At 60.1% G+C, this 15,401-nt stretch carries 13 protein-coding genes; 9 read left to right on the forward strand and 4 right to left on the reverse strand.

The genetic code is table 11. The features are described 5' to 3' along the window. Position 1: 1 nt before the first annotated feature. From ligD to ku (M0654_RS04795), 3 genes are read right to left on the reverse strand one after another with little or no spacing between them, the layout of a single operon-like run. Positions 2-1,039, reverse strand: coding sequence for a non-homologous end-joining DNA ligase (gene ligD / locus M0654_RS04785; protein WP_248682059.1), 1,038 nt, complete (start codon positions 1,037-1,039; stop codon positions 2-4). Between the two features lie 2 nt (positions 1,040-1,041). Continuing rightward, on the reverse strand, positions 1,042-1,854 hold the full coding sequence (gene ku / locus M0654_RS04790) for a non-homologous end joining protein Ku (protein ID WP_248682060.1): 813 nt from the start codon (positions 1,852-1,854) through the stop codon (positions 1,042-1,044). A 12-nt stretch (positions 1,855-1,866) separates the two neighbouring features. Then, positions 1,867-2,757, reverse strand: a complete 891-nt coding sequence (gene ku, locus M0654_RS04795; protein WP_248682061.1) for a non-homologous end joining protein Ku — start codon at positions 2,755-2,757, stop codon at positions 1,867-1,869. A 329-nt stretch (positions 2,758-3,086) separates the two neighbouring features. On the opposite strand from ku (M0654_RS04795), the gene M0654_RS04800 reads away from it, so the two are divergent. The 7 genes from M0654_RS04800 to M0654_RS04830 are packed head-to-tail and all read left to right on the forward strand — an operon-like array spanning position 3,087 to position 11,707. Beyond that, positions 3,087-3,854 carry a FadR/GntR family transcriptional regulator gene (locus M0654_RS04800; protein ID WP_248682062.1) on the forward strand — a complete coding sequence of 256 codons (768 nt, stop codon included), beginning with the start codon at positions 3,087-3,089 and terminating at the stop codon, positions 3,852-3,854. Between the two features lie 58 nt (positions 3,855-3,912). Next, positions 3,913-5,421, forward strand: a complete 1,509-nt coding sequence (locus M0654_RS04805; RefSeq protein ID WP_248682063.1) for an ABC transporter substrate-binding protein — start codon at positions 3,913-3,915, stop codon at positions 5,419-5,421. Positions 5,422-5,479: 58 nt separating this feature from the next. Beyond that, positions 5,480-6,427 (forward strand): ABC transporter permease, encoded by a 948-nt coding sequence (locus M0654_RS04810; RefSeq protein ID WP_118852201.1) that lies wholly within the window; start codon positions 5,480-5,482, stop codon positions 6,425-6,427. Next, positions 6,424-7,296 (forward strand): ABC transporter permease, encoded by an 873-nt coding sequence (locus M0654_RS04815; RefSeq protein WP_248682064.1) that lies wholly within the window; start codon positions 6,424-6,426, stop codon positions 7,294-7,296. The genes M0654_RS04810 and M0654_RS04815 overlap by 4 nt, the downstream gene beginning before the upstream one ends. Before the next feature lie 35 nt (positions 7,297-7,331). Then, positions 7,332-9,116, forward strand: coding sequence for a gamma-glutamyltransferase family protein (locus tag M0654_RS04820; RefSeq protein ID WP_248682065.1), 1,785 nt, complete (start codon positions 7,332-7,334; stop codon positions 9,114-9,116). Positions 9,117-9,119: 3 nt separating this feature from the next. Continuing rightward, a complete protein-coding gene (locus tag M0654_RS04825) occupies positions 9,120-9,881 on the forward strand; it encodes a DUF1028 domain-containing protein (RefSeq protein WP_248682066.1) in 762 nt (253 codons plus the stop codon). A gap of 14 nt (positions 9,882-9,895) precedes the next feature. Next, complete coding sequence (locus M0654_RS04830) at positions 9,896-11,707, forward strand: ABC transporter ATP-binding protein (protein WP_248682067.1); 1,812 nt, start codon at positions 9,896-9,898, stop codon at positions 11,705-11,707. A gap of 23 nt (positions 11,708-11,730) precedes the next feature. Here M0654_RS04830 and M0654_RS04835 read toward each other — a convergent pair whose 3' ends face one another. Beyond that, positions 11,731-13,647 (reverse strand): FAD-binding monooxygenase, encoded by a 1,917-nt coding sequence (locus tag M0654_RS04835; RefSeq protein ID WP_248682068.1) that lies wholly within the window; start codon positions 13,645-13,647, stop codon positions 11,731-11,733. 103 nt (positions 13,648-13,750) lie between these two features. Between M0654_RS04835 and M0654_RS04840 the strand changes: the two genes are divergently transcribed. Beyond that, on the forward strand, positions 13,751-14,200 hold the full coding sequence (locus M0654_RS04840; protein WP_248682096.1) for a MarR family winged helix-turn-helix transcriptional regulator: 450 nt from the start codon (positions 13,751-13,753) through the stop codon (positions 14,198-14,200). A 97-nt stretch (positions 14,201-14,297) separates the two neighbouring features. After that, complete coding sequence (locus M0654_RS04845; protein ID WP_248682069.1) at positions 14,298-15,368, forward strand: ABC transporter ATP-binding protein; 1,071 nt, start codon at positions 14,298-14,300, stop codon at positions 15,366-15,368. Positions 15,369-15,401: the final 33 nt, after the last annotated feature.

A 15,401-nucleotide genomic window follows, 5' to 3' on the forward strand; every position in this document is an offset into this window, starting at 1 on the left:
CCTATTCTGGAAGCTCGTAGACCGCCGCATCGTCCTGTGCTTCCCGAAGACCCTTGAACGAGGCATGCCGCAGGCTTCCGTCACCGGTCCAGCCGCGAAATTCGATCTCGGCAACAAGTGTCGGCTTCACGAACACCATGCGCTTGCCCTTCAGCGGAACCACTGGCTTTGTCGTCGCCCTCTCGTCGAGGGCGCTTCGCAAATTCTCGGCAGTCTGACGTGTAAAACCGGTGCCGACAGCACCGACATAGGCCCACTCACCGCCGCGTCTTGCTGCAAGGAGCAGGCTGCCAAGCCCACCGCGCGCAGATGTAGAGCGCTCATAGCCGATGATGGCAAAACTCTCGCTCTCGATGCACTTGATCTTCAGCCAGTCGCCCGTGCGACCGGATCGATAGGGGCGGTCTCGGTGCTTGGCAATGATGCCTTCCAGCCCAACCCTGCAGGCGTGGCTAAGAAGCGTATCAGCCGCGATCTCCATTTCTTGCGACAGCCTGATGTCGCCATCAAGCTCACGTGGAACTACATCCTCCAGCAAATGACGCCGCACCGATAGCTCGGTGTCACAGAGATCGTAACCGTCTAGGTATAGAAGGTCGAAGGCGTAGAAGATCGCTTCCACGGACGTTCTTTTCCCGCCACGGCCCCCGAGTGAACGCTGCAGCGCGGAGAAATCCGACCGACCTTGTTCGTCCAGAACCACCGCCTCGCCATCCAGGATCGCGCTGTTCACCCCAAGTGCCTTCGCTGCCGCAACGATGGTCGGGAAGCGGTGTGTCCAGTCGTGCCCGCCGCGGGTGAGAACGCGCACCGTGTCGCCTTCTATGTGCAGGGCAAGCCGGTAGCCGTCCCACTTCACCTCAAACAGCCAATCCGGCCCCTCAGGCACCGAAGGCTTTAGCAGCGCCAGGCACGGCTCGATGCGTTCCGGCATCGGATCAAAGGGCAGGTCAGGCTGGGCGTGATTGGCCTCACGCAGCGGGCGAGACCGAATGGCTGCTGGTTCTTCGCGAAGCAGGGACTGCTTGCTCCTGATCACGGTCAGCGTTTCCCTGTGCGGGTTTCGGCCTCGACGGATTTGCGCAACGCATCCATGATATCGATGACATTGCCCGGTGCAGCGTCGGGTTTCGATTTCGAGTTTGTCTTGCCGGCCTTTTTCGCCGCGCGCTTCTTCAACTCGATCAGTTCGAGAAGCTTCTCCTGGATCGGGTCCTCCACCATCTTCGGGCTCCAGTGGACCGTCTGCTTCTTGATCAACTGCTGGATGAGCGGCATCATCGCTGCTTCAGCTGGCGCCTCATCAATGCTGTCAAAATAGACAGTCTCGTCACGGACCTCGTCGCCGTATCGAAGCGTCCACAACACGATGCCCTTGTCCCGCGGTTCAAGCATGATGGCGCGCTCACGCCGGGAAATGACCAGTCGCGATATGCCCACCATGTTCTCTGCGGCCATGGCATCGCGGATCACCGAGAAAGCCTCTTCGCCGACCGGATCATCCGGGGCGAGGTAATAAGGCGTGTCGAGCCAGATCCATTCAATGTGGTCGCGCGGGGTGAAGACATTGATGTCGATTGTCTTGGTGCTCTCGAGAGCAACATTCTCCAACTCTTCGTCCTCCAGCAGAACGTAGTCGTTTTCGCCGCGCTGATAGCCTTTCACCTCGTCACCGTCATCGACCTCCTCGCCAGTAACGCTGTCGATGTAACGGCTCACCACCCGGTGCTTTGTCTTGCGGTTAAGCGTATGAAATCGAACCTTCTCGCTCTCGGACGTCGCCGGCGTCATCTGCACGGGGCAGGTGACGAGCGACAGCTTGAGGTATCCCTTCCAGTAGGGGCGAAGTGCCATGTCCGCCTCCTATCAACCGGCTCGGCGCTGCTGCGCGCTCGTCGTCTTGCTTCCCTTGGCCACTGCTGCGGTTTTGCCTCGTGCCGCGCCGCGGTTGCGGGTGGCGGGTGCAGGTTTTGGTCGGGCGGCAACAACGCCGGCGCTTTCCCGCAAGGCTTCCAACAGGTCGCTTGTCTTGGGCTTCGGCGCGGCCTTGCGCTTCGGCAGGGTCCGGCCTTCCAGCTTTGCCTTCACCAGTTCTGCAACAGCTTTCTCGTAGCGGTCGTCAAAGGCCCGGGTGTCGAATTCGCCCGCCTTCGTGTTGATGATGTGTTTGGCGAGTTCGAGCATCTCGCCTTCGATCTTCATGTCGGGAATGTCATCCAATGCCTTGGCTGACGAACGCACCTCGTAATCGAAGTTCAGCGTCGTCGCGATCAGTCCCTTGCCATGCGGACGGATCAGCACGGTACGCAACCTGCGAAACAGAACGGTCTTGGCAATTGCCGCCACCTTGGCCCTCTTCATCCCATCGCGGAGAAGCTTGTAGGCATCAGCGCCCATCTTGTCGGGCGCGAGGTAATAGGGTTTGTCCAAATAGACGTCGTCTACCTCGCTGCAGGGGATGAAAGCTTCAATGCTCAGCGTCTTGTCGCTGGAGGGAACTGTCGCTGCCACTTCCTCCGGTTCCAGAATGATGTACTGGCCATTCTCGATCTCATAGCCTTTCACCTGGTCCTCACGGCTGACCGTGCGACCGCTTTCGCTATCAACGAACTCCCGCTGGACACGGTTACCAGTGGTCCGGTTGAGCGTATTAAAGGTGATGCGGTCAGACGAGGAGGCCGCCGTATAGAGAGCTACGGGACATGCGACTTCTCCAAACTTGATGAAGCCCTTCCAATTCGCTCTCGGTGAGACCATTTACTCGCACTCCTGACACAACCAATGCGAGTCAATCGAATCAGTATCGCTATGGTTCCGAGTCGAAATGAATCTTAAATCAAACACTTAGCCTATCGGTCCGGACCCGTTTTACGAGTCAGCATCAACATCCTGATTCGACTAACGAATCAGCTTGGACGCGTAATCTGGTGGCTTTTCCCATGTCGACCTTTTGCCTCACAGCCACATTCAAGGCAGTGCGTAGGTGCTGCGCATTTCTTGAGAAGACGACACTTTTGCATAAGAAGTGACTTGACGAGGGCAAGAAAATGTCGTGACTGTGGACCAATTGGTAATTGGTTCGCACAATGGTTCATTCTCCCGCCCTGCCGGAGCCGCCGCACGAGAACTCGTATTATGCTCTTGAGAAGCTGCGCGAGGTCATCCGCTCGGAGACTTTTGCAGCACAAGGACGGCTTCCGACGGAACGGGCTCTTGCGGAAATGCTCAATGTCGGGCGGCGAGCTATCCGCCGTGCACTTGAGGTACTTGAATCCGAGGGGTTGATCTGGCGCCGGCAGGGTGCGGGGACTTTCTTGGGCGAGCGGCCGAATAGCTGGAGCGACCATGTCGATGCATTGATTGCCGGCACCGATATCATGGAAATCATGGAGGTCCGGCTGCGGATCGAGCCGCAACTTGCACAGTTGGCGGCCATGCGTGCCAAGCCTGCGGAAGTGGACCGCATGCGAAAGCTTATCGAGAAAGCCGATGCGAGCATCGATGCCGATGCCAAGGAGCTCTGGGATGGTGCGCTCCACCGGCAGATCGCACAAAGTGCAGGCAACCAGCTCTTCCTGTCGATCTTCGACGTCGTCAACCGAATCCGACAGGATGATGCCTGGCAGGCGATCCGTGAACGTGCCCGCGGCGCGGGAACGGGGGCAGGGGAGTATCTTCGCCAACACAATGCTATTGTGGACGCCATCGCCGCAAAAGATCCAGCGAAAGCGGGTGAAGCGATGCGGCAGCATCTGCTGATGCTTCAAGCAAACCTGATCCGGGCAACGTCATCCGCCGATGGGGATCACGTGCACGAATTCAGCGAGGAGACTAGCCTGCGAACAGCATCTTAGGAGCTGTTCACCGGTGTTCAGATTGTAACCTTTACTAACACCAACCAGAGGATTGAACATGAGCAGACTTTCAACTCTAACCGCGGCATTGCTCGCCGGTGCCTTCATGGCATTCCCGGCAATGTCTTCTGAACTGCGCATCGGCATCAACGACGATGCGGACGTTCTGGACCCGGCGCAGTCGCGCTCCTTTGTCGGCCGTATCGTCTATACAGCGATGTGCGACAAGCTAGTCGACATTGACCAGGACATGAAGATCGTGCCGCAGCTCGCCACCGAGTGGGAATGGTCTGAGGGCGCCAAGGTCCTGACGATGAAGATCCGCGAAGGCGTCAAGTTCCACGATGGTGAGGACTTGGACGCTGCCGCCGTCGTTGCAACGATCGAACGCAACATGACGATGCCGGAGTCGCGCCGCAAGAGCGAGCTGTCGTCGGTGGAAAAGGTCGAGGCAACCGGCCCGCTGGAAGTCAAGTTCACCCTGAAGTCCCCGGACGTCACGCTGCTCGCGCAGCTTTCTGACCGCGCCGGCATGATTGTCGCCCCGAAGGCCGCCAAGGAGCTCGGCGCGAACTTCGGCTCCAAGCCGGTTTGCGCAGGTCCGTTCAAGTTCGTCGAGCGCATCCAGCAGGACCGCATCGTGCTCGAGAAGTTCGCTGACTATTGGGACAAGGACAAGGTCCTTGTGGACAAGGTAACCTACCTGCCGATCCCGGACACCACGGTAAAGCTCGCCAACCTGCGTTCCGGTGATCTCGACATCGCCGAGCGTATTGCTGCATCCGATGCCGAGTCCGTCAAGAACGATCCGAACCTCACCTATGCTGACGTCATCGGCCCGGGCAACATGGGCGTCTACGTCAATGTGGGCAATGGTGCTCGTGCGGACAATCCGATGGGCAAGGACAAGCGCCTGCGTCAGGCATTCTCGCTCGCGATCGACCGCGAAGCGATCAGCCAGATCGTTTTCGAAGGCACAGCTATGGCGGGCAACCAGCCCTATCCGCCGACCAGCCCATGGTACAACAAGGAAATCCCGGTTCCGGCACGCGACATCGAGAAAGCCAAGCAACTGATGAAGGAAGCTGGCTACGAGACGCTCGATGTTGAGCTGCAGCACGCTAACAACACCATGCAGACGCAGATGATGCAGGTCGTCCAGTCGATGGTTGCCGAGGCAGGCTTCAACGTCACGCTGAAGGCGACCGAGTTTGCAACGCTGCTTTCCGAGCAGACCGCCGGCAACTACCAGTTGAGCCGTTCCGACTGGTCGGGCCGTGTCGATCCGGATGGCAACATCCACCAGTTCATGACCTGCAAGGCAGGCCTGAACGACATGAAGTATTGCAACCCGGAAGTCGACAAGCTTCTTGATGAAGCCCGCGCTTCGACCGACGACAAGGTCCGCAAGGAAAAGTACGACGCAGCAAGCGTCATCCTCGACGACGAGCTGCCGATCATCTACCTCGGCCACCAGCCCTACGCATACGGCGTCTCGAACAAGGTCGAAGGCTGGAAGCCTTCGCCGGATGGCATGATCCGCCTGCTCGGCGTTTCGAAGAAGTAAGCGTACCAGAGGCCGCGCGGCAGGTTCTGCGCGGCCTCACCAACAAGGGGGCGATGTCATGCCTGTCTACATCGGCAAGCGGCTGCTGGTCGCGATTCCGACTTTGCTGATCATCTCGATCTTCGTCTTTTCGCTGCAGAAACTCCTGCCGGGCGATCCTGTTCTCGCCATGGCCGGTGAGGATCGTGATCCGGCAACCATCGAGATGTTGCGCGAAAAGTACCATCTGAACGAACCGGTGGTGACACAATATGTCCGCTGGGTCGGCGGCATCCTCGTCGGTGACTTTGGCGTATCGCTCCGAACCAACCAGCCGGTGCTCGAACTCATCGGGCAGAAGCTGCCCGTCACAGTCCAGCTCGCCGTAATGGCGATGATCTTTGCGCTCCTGATTGGCATCCCGACAGGCATCCTGGCGGCGGTCTACAAGAACCGCACGCTCGACTACATCTCCAACCTGATCGCCCTGTCAGGCTTGTCCGTCCCGAACTTCTGGCTGGGCATCATGTTGATCCTGCTGGTGTCGGTGAACCTCGGCTGGCTGCCTGCATCCGGGTATGAATCCATTTTCGTGGATCCGGTCCGGTCGATCAAGACCATGATCATGCCGGCCTTCGTCCTGTCGACGGCACTGGCTGCCCAGCTGATGCGTCACACCCGCTCAGCGATGCTCGGAGTATTGAGCTCCGACTATATCCGTACGGCGCGGGCCAAGGGTCTGTCGCCGCGACAGGTCATTCTCAGCCATAGCTTCCGTAACGCGCTGCTGCCGATCGTCACGCTCTCGGCGCTGCTGTTTGGCGAACTGCTCGCCGGCGCCGTATTGACCGAGCAGATCTTCACCATCCCAGGTTTTGGCAAGCTCACCGTCGATGCCGTCTTCACTCGCGACTACGCAGTCGTGCAGGGCATCGTCATGTGCACGGCAATCGGCTTCATCCTGATGAACTTGATTGCCGACGTGCTTTACGCACTCCTCAACCCGCGCCTGAGGGCAAGCCTATGACCGTCATCGAACAGACAGCCCCGATCCCTGAACCGCGGCAGAAGAGCCGCGCATGGCGCAAGATGCGCGCAAACCGCGGCTCGATGGCCGGGTTGTTCATCATCGCTTTCTTTGCGGTGCTCGCCGTTGCCGCGCCCCTTCTGCCTATTCCCGATCCGGTCGCGACAAGCTGGTCGGCACTGCGCAAGGCGCCATCGGGAGCACACTGGCTTGGCACGGACGATCTCGGACGGGATATCCTGTCGCGGATGATCTGGGGCGCCCGTGCATCTTTGATGGCTGGCGTCATCTCGGTCGCAATTGCCGTGGCGATCGGCGTCCCCTTCGGCTTGCTCTCAGGTTACTTCGGCGGCTGGATCGACCAGGTGATCCAGCGCATCACCGAGGCTCTTCTGGCCATGCCGTTCCTGATAACCGCCATCGCGCTCGCCGCCTTTCTCGGCCCAAGCCTGATGAATGCGATGATCGCGATCGGTCTTTCTGCCATGCCGATTTTCGTGCGGCTCACCCGCGGTCAGGTGCTGGCGGTGAAGACGGAAGACTATGTCGAAGGAGCGCGCTCCATCGGTCTTGGCCATTTCGACATCATGTCCCGCTACATCCTGCCGAACGTCTTCGCCCCGATCATCGTCCAGGCGACGCTTACGGTCGCGACGGCGATTATCGCGGAGGCCAGCCTTTCCTTCCTGGGCCTCGGACAGCAGGCTCCTGCTCCAAGCTGGGGTTCAATGCTGAACGTCGCGAAGAACTTCCTCAGCCAAGCGCCCTGGATGGCCATGTGGCCGGGGCTCGCCATCTTCCTCGTCGTGATCGGATTTAACCTGCTCGGTGACGGGCTGCGGGATGCGCTCGACCCGCGCGAAGCCTGATTGCGAAACACTCTTTTTACAAGGACTCTATCAGAATGACCGATTTCACCACGCGGCCTGAGATACTGGGCACCTTTGGCGTCGTTACGTCCACCCACTGGATTGCGTCTGCCGTCGGCATGGCCATCCTTGAAAAGGGTGGCAACGCTTTCGATGCCGCCGTTGCCACGGGTTTCGTGCTGCAGATCGTCGAGCCTCATCTTTGCGGACCGGGCGGCGACATGCCGGCCGTGTTCTATTCGAAGAAGAAGGACAAGGTTGAAGTCATTTGCGCCCAGGGTCCGGCCCCGGCAGGTGCGACCATCGAACATTACACAGGGGAAGGCCTGAAGCTCATCCCGGGCGACGGTCTCCTCGCAACGGTCATTCCCGGCGCATTTGACGGTTGGATGCTGATGCTGCGCGACTACGGCACCATGAGCGTGCGCGAAGTTTTGGAGCCTGCCATCTACTACGCGGAGCAGGGGCATCCGGCGCTGCCGCGCGTCTCGGCAACCATCAAGGATCTCGCCGACTTTTTCCAGAAGGAATGGCCAACCTCCTATGAGACTTGGCTGCCGGGCGGTGTGGCGCCTGAACCTCACGGCAACTTCAAGAACCCGGTCCTGGCCGAGACTTGGAAGCGCATTGTTTCTGAGTCCGAAGCAAAGGCATCGCGCGAGGATCAGATCGAAGCCGCACGCGACGCCTTCTACCGTGGGTTCGTCGCAGAAGCGATCGACCGCTATTTGAAAACCGCTGAAGTCATGGACGCGAGCGGGACCAAGCACAAGGGCGTGCTGACGGCCGACGACATGGCGAATTGGCGCGCGACTGTAGAGGCTCCGCAAACTTACGACTACCTCGACTGGACGGTGGCGAAGACGCCGGCCTGGGGGCAGGGGCCCGTTCTCTTGCAATCGCTTGCCCTGCTGAAGGGTATCGACCTGAGCTCCATGGATCCGTCGGGTCCGGACTTCGTCCATGCCGTCGTGGAGGCCATGAAACTCGCCTACGCCGACCGCGAGGTCTATTACGGCGATCCGGAATTCGGGCAGATCCCAACGGAATACCTGCTATCGGATGCCTACAACAACGAGCGCCGCAAGCTGATCAGCGAAAACGCTTCGCTCGACCTGCGGCCGGGCGTGGTTCCCGGTTACGAGCGTCAGGTCGATGCAACGATGGCGATGCTTGCCGAAATGAGCGGCACGGGCGCGGTCTATGAACCGACGATGGCCCACCTGACTGAAAAGAAGGGCGATACGGTTCATATCGATGTCATCGACCGCTGGGGCAATATGGTGTCGACCACGCCGTCCGGCGGCTGGCTGCAGTCCTCGCCGATCGTGCCGGGACTGGGTTTCGCGCTGAACTCGCGCGCTCAGATGTTTTGGTTGAAAGAAGGCCTGCCGACCTCGCTGGCACCAGGCAAGCGTCCGCGCACGACGCTCACGCCGTCGCTCGCCCTGCATCAGGGCAAGCCGTCGATGGTGTTCGGCACGCCGGGCGGCGACCAGCAGGATCAGTGGCAACTGCCTTTCTTCCTGCGATATGTCCACCACGGCAAGAACCTTCAGGCCACGATCGACATGCCGCTGTTCCACACCTCGCACTTCCCGGGTTCTTTCTACCCGCGAACCAGCTCGCCGGGCGAGATCATGGTGGAAAGCAACATCGGAGAAGCATCGCTTGGCGAGCTGCGCCGTCGCGGACACAAGGTCACGGTTGCTGATCCGTGGACGGTAGGTCGCCTGACGGCCGCAAAACGCGATGCCAATGGCTTGCTTCGTGCTGCTGCAACGCCGCGGCTCATGCAAGCCTACGCGATCGGACGTTGATCCATGACTTGGTCGATTGTCGCGCGGGATCCTGAAACAGGGTACTTGGGTGTAGCGGTCGCCAGCCGGTTCTTTGCCGTCGGCTGCGCGGTGCCGCATATCAAGGGAAGGGTAGGGGCTGTTGCAACGCAGGCCTTCGTGAGCCCTCTGTATGGAACAGACGGTCTGAAGATGCTCGAAGAAGGGCTTGCCCCTGAAGAGGTCATCAGGACGTTGACCTTGCGCGATGACGGCCACCGTCAGCGCCAGATGCATCTCATCGATGCTTCTGGCCGAAACGCCGCCTTTACCGGTGAGATCTGCGTGCCGTGGGCCGGACACCTTGTTGACAGCAATGTTTCGGTTGCCGGCAACATGCTCGCTGGGCCGCAGGTGATCGAGGAAACCCTGAAGGTTTACAATGAACGGGCTGCATATGGAGCCCCGCTCGCGGATCGGTTGTTGGATGCGATGGATGCCGGCGAAGCCGCCGGTGGCGACAAGCGCGGACGCCAGTCCGCAGCGATCGTCATCTACCGAGACCAGGATTATCCGTGGCTGCGTATCCATGCGGATGATCACGCAGAACCGCTTGTCGAGCTGCGACGACTTTACGCCGTTGCGCAGGAACGTTTCCTACATGTGGCCGAGACAATGCCGACCCGGGAGAACCCCCACGGCGTGACGGATCGGCGCGTCATCGATGAGCGGATCGCAGCTCTGGAAGCCGCCCGCCAAGAGCAGGGGCGTCCATCGGCGTCCTTTGCCACCCCGCCTAAGGCATGATGAGAGATGCTCCTATGAGTGATGCACCCATTCTTTCGGTAAAGAACCTGACCACGTCCTTCCTCGTGGACGGGCGTTGGAAAAGCGTCGTCCGTGGCGTCTCTTTTGATGTTCGTCAGGGGGAGACGGTCGCGATCGTCGGTGAATCGGGTTCGGGAAAGAGCGTGACCTCACTGTCGATCATGCGGCTTCTTGCGCCTATGTCGAGCCGAATTGAAGGCGAGATCATCCTCAACGGGCGTGACCTGACCAAGCTCACCGACAAGCAGATGCGCGAGATCCGAGGCAACGAAGCCTCAATGATCTTCCAGGAGCCCATGACGTCGCTGAACCCGATATTCACGATCGGGCGGCAGATCTCCGAGGTGCTGACGCGCCACAAGGGCATGTCCAAGACCGACGCCCGCGCGGAAACGGTCCGGCTTCTCGAAAAGGTGCGCATCCCGAACGCTTCGTCGCGCTTTAACGAATACCCGCATCAGTTCTCCGGTGGCATGCGCCAGCGCGTGATGATCGCGATGGCCCTGGCGTCGAAGCCGAAGTTGCTCATCGCCGACGAACCGACCACCGCGCTCGATGTGACGATCCAGGGGCAGATCCTCGATCTCATCAAGATTCTTCAGGAAGAGGAGGGGATGTCGGTTCTGTTCATTACCCACGACATGGGCGTGGTGGCCGAGATTGCTGATCGCACGATCGTCATGTTCCGTGGCGAGCAGGTGGAGACCGGCCCGACCGAAGACATCTTCAACCGGGGCCAACATCCGTATACGCGCGCGCTGCTTTCGGCCGTGCCAAAGCTGGGTTCGATGCAGAACCACAAATGGCCGACCCGTTTCCCGATCGTCGACATGAAGACCGGCACGGCGGAAGAGCCGATCGAGGTTTCCGGAACTGTGGCGGCGGAGAAGGCGCCGGTGCTCAAGGTCAAGAACCTCGTCACCCGCTTCCCAATCCATTCTGGGCTCTTGTCGCGCCAGACCGGCGCGGTTCACGCCGTGGAAGACATCTCCTTCGACCTGTTTCAGGGAGAGACCCTGTCGCTCGTCGGGGAGTCGGGCTGTGGCAAATCCACGACGGGCCGTTCGATCATGCGCCTTGTGCAGCCTACCAGCGGCGAAATCCTGCTGGACGGCCATGATGTACTGAAGCTGCAGCCCGCCGAACTGCGCAGCATGCGCAAGTCCGTGCAGATGATCTTCCAGGACCCGTTCTCCTCGCTCAATCCGCGCATGTCGGTGGGCACTGCGATCTCCGAGCCATTCATCAAGCATAAGCTTGGAACGGCGAAACAGGCCAAGGAAAAGACCGCCGACCTTCTCGAGAAGGTCGGGCTTTCCGCTGATATGGCCAGCCGCTACCCGCACGAGTTTTCCGGCGGTCAGCGCCAGCGCATTGCCATTGCTCGCGCGCTTGCGCTCGATCCCAAGGTGATCGTGGCGGATGAGAGCGTCTCGGCACTTGATGTGTCGATCAAGGCGCAGGTCTGCAACCTGCTTCTCGACCTGCAGCAGAGCCTCAACCTCGCCTTCCTGTTCATCTCCCACGACATGGCCGTCGTGGAACGTGTTAGCCACCGCGTTGCGGTGATGTACCTTGGCGAAATTGTCGAAATCGGGCCGCGGGCTGCCGTCTTCGAGAACCCGCAGCATCCCTATACAAAGAAGCTGATGTCAGCCGTCCCTGTGCCTGATCCGGCACGTCGCGGCATTCGCCGCGGGATCACCAACGACGAACTTAAGAGCCCGGTTCGTAAACTGGACTACCGGCCGCCCGTCCGGCAGTACCGGGAGGTTTCGGAAGGGCATTTGGTCCAGGTCGCTTGAGCGTTAGCTCCAATTGAGATCGGTCAGGCGACGGATCTCATGAAGCCGTCGAAGAAGGCGCTTAGCCGCTGATGGGCGTCCATCGGCAATACAGTCGCGACATACTGGTCCGGTCGGGCAACCACGATGCACCCGGCAGCGCGATCGATACCGCGCATCTCAAAGACGTCGTTGCCGCCCTTGTAGTCCGGGCAGAAGACCTTTTCGTAGTCGCGCAAGCCGTAGCGGCCCTTCGGCGGAAGCAGGAGAGGCGGTACATCCTCGACCTTCAGGTCGCGGTGGGGTTGCTGCAGGACGGCCCGCACATCGATGACCGAATCCGGGTCGTTGCCGTCTTTGGTGAACTTCTTAAGCGGCGACGAGGGGTCGCCGGAGAGAAAAGCGATCGTCGCTTGAAGCGCAGAGCCGGCCACGAAGGGTTCTTCTGCCCCCGCAAACAGGAAGAGGCGCCAGCGTCCGTCAGCCTTTATGGTATGGCCAAGCTGCATTGGCTTGCCATCCGACAACCTGATCACGGGCGCCGAGTGGAAGCGCATCCCGATCGGAAAACCTAGCGCCAGATGCTGATATTCTCCGTCCTCCGTCAGAACGGAGGGTTGGTAACGCGTCGCGGTGCCGGCGGTATAACGGCCATGGCGCACGAAATAATCCTGTGTCTTTGCGGGGTCGACGGACCCTGCGGATGAGGCGCTGAGCATGCGTGCCCATTCGCGGTCGAATTCGATCAACTCCTTGGCGATAGCCTGGCGCTCAGTCGAATAGGTTGCCAGAAGCGAAGGCTCGCTCTGCTCCTTGAGGACCGATGCCAGTTTCCAGCCGAGATTGAAACTGTCCTGCATGGAAACGTTCATGCCCTGCCCAGCCTTCGGGCTGTGCGTGTGGCAGGCGTCGCCGGCGATAAAGACGCGCGGGATTAGGCTCACGGCCTGATCTTGTGGCACATCATCAAATCGGTCGCACAACCGCTGGCCGATCTCGTAGACCGACCACCAGGCAACCTCCTTCACATCAAGGCTGTAGGGCTTGAGAATAAGCTGCGCGGCGGCGATCAGGTAGTCGGCATTGATGTCCAGGTTACCAGCGCGTTGCCCTTCGCTCAGCTTGTCCAGTTCGACATAGATGCGAACCAGATATCCGCCTTCCCGCGGGATGAGGACGATGCTGCCTTCGCCAGCGGACTGGATCAGCGCCTTCAGCCGGATATCCGGGAAATCAGTGACCGCCAGCACGTCCATGACGCCCCAGGCATGGTTGGCAGAATCGCCATGCAACGTCTGACCGATCGACTTGCGCACCTTGCTGCGGGCACCATCGCAACCAACGACATACCGGGCTCGCACGATTTCCGTTTCGCTGCCGGCCTCGCCGCTGCGCTGGAGGGTCACCGTGACCGGATGGCTGCCCGCACTCTCCGACCTGTCAACCGTCAGGTCATGGAACTGCCGATTGTAGTGTGGCTCAAGCTGGGTTTTCGACTTGCGCATCACGTCGAGGAAGAAGTCGTGCACCCGCGCCTGGTTGAGGATGACGTGAGGGAACTCGGACAAACCGTCTTCGGTGTCGTAGATCCGGCCGCTTCGCGTGATCGTGCCCGGCACGGCTTCGTTCGGTCTCCAGAAGGAGGTTTCATTGACCCAGTAGGACTCCTTGAGCACCCTTTCTGCAAAGCCGAAGGCTTCAAACATTTCCATCGTCCGGCAGGCAATACCGTCCGCCTGGCCGCGAAGAAGCGGGCCGGGCTTCTGGTCAACGATGCAGGTTTTGATGTCCGGGAAGGCGGAAAGCTGCGCCGCGAGTGTCAGCCCTGCCGGCCCGCACCCGACGATCAGCACATCGACCTCCGTCGGAAGCGGGCCTTGGGTTGCCGTCGATACCGTGCGGGCGTTCGGGTCCAGGATTTCCGGGTCCCCCGGCTGGTACCCATCAAGATGAAACTGCATATGACCTTCTCCTCAATGTTGATCAGCATACTGAAGATCATTATACTGTCAATTCGCACCGTGCCGGACGGAGGTTCAGGTGAAGGTGAAGTCGAATGATGAGATGCCGGGACACCTGGCGCGTCGCTTCCAGCAGATTGCGACGGCGGTCTTTCTGTCGGAAACAACAGCGGCCGGTTACGATCTGACGCCGGTGCAATATGCTGCGCTGTCGGCGATCAAGCTTCACCCCGAAATCGACCAGATCACACTCGCCGGCCTCATCGCCTACGACCGCACGACAATCACCGGCGTCGTTGACCGCTTGGTGGAGAAGGGATTGATCATCCGCACTGCGAGCAGCCGTGACCGGCGTTCGCGCGAACTTACGTTGACCGCTCGGGGTGAGGAGGTACTTGCAGGTGTCACGCCCGCCGTAGAAGCTGCGCAACAGATGATGTTGCGTGGGCTGAGCCAGACCGAAGCTGCGCAACTCATGCAACTGCTACGCAAGGCCATCGATCATGCAAACGACCTAAGCCGCGCCCCCTACAAGCCCCTCCCTCGGCGATAGAATAGAAAATTCCGCCGCGAATTGACAGCTTGGAATAATCGAATAGGGTCTCTGTAGACACCCCTCATGCAGACTGGGGCCGATCAGGGATTTGCACATGGCTCAGTTGAGTTTGAGCGGGATCAAGAAGGGGTTCGGCCCGGTCGAGGTGCTTCATGGCATAGATCTCGAAATCAAGGACAAGGAATTCATCGTATTCGTCGGCCCGTCGGGGTGCGGAAAGTCCACGCTGCTGAGGCTGATCGCGGGTCTCGATACGATCAGCGCCGGCGAGTTCCGCATGAACGGTCGGCGCATGAACGAGATCGCACCGTCGCGCCGCGGCATCGCCATGGTGTTCCAGTCCTATGCGCTTTACCCGCACATGGACGTCTACGAAAACATGGCTTTCGGCGTTCGCCTGATGGGTCTGGACAAGGCCGAGATCGAACGGCGAATCGCAGACGCCGCGCAGATGTTGAGGCTGGGGGAGTTGCTGAAGCGCAAGCCGCGCGAGCTTTCAGGCGGACAGCGCCAGCGCGTGGCGATCGGGCGGGCGCTTGTGCGCAAGCCGCAGTTGCTCCTGCTGGATGAACCGCTTTCCAACCTTGACGCGGCACTACGTTCGGATGTTCGGCTCGAGATCGCCAAGCTGCATCGCGACATCCAGGGGACGACGATCTACGTGACCCACGACCAGGTCGAGGCGATGACGCTCGCCGATCGGATCGTGGTCATGAACAACGGCCGTGTGGAGCAGTTCGGCAGCCCCCGTGAGCTGTACGAGCGTCCTGCCAACACCTTCGTGGCGGCCTTCATTGGTTCGCCCCGCATGGCTCTCCTGGACGTCGAGCGCCAGGGGAACAGGCTCGGTCTTCCGGGCTCAGGGTCACTGTCGTTGACGCGGCTTCCGCAGATCGACGAACGGGATCTCGTTCTGGGCGTTCGCCCGGACTCGCTGACCATCACGACGGATCTGGCTGCCGAAGGCTTCAAGGGAAGCGTGATCTACACCGAGTATCTCGGTGACAACACCTTTATCTATGTGCGCCTGGGCGACGGCACCCTGGTCAGCATACGCGCCGCAGACACGGTCGAGCTCGCGCCCGATACGCCCGTCGTCGTGCAGGTTTTGCCGGATGCCGTACATTATTTCAGCCGGTCGACCAGGGAGAGGTTGGCGGCCTGAACGGGAATTGTCTCCCGATAAAATGAGAGAGGA

This window comes from Neorhizobium turbinariae, assembly GCF_023223505.1.
In the GTDB taxonomy this organism is placed as follows: domain Bacteria; phylum Pseudomonadota; class Alphaproteobacteria; order Rhizobiales; family Rhizobiaceae; genus Neorhizobium; species Neorhizobium turbinariae.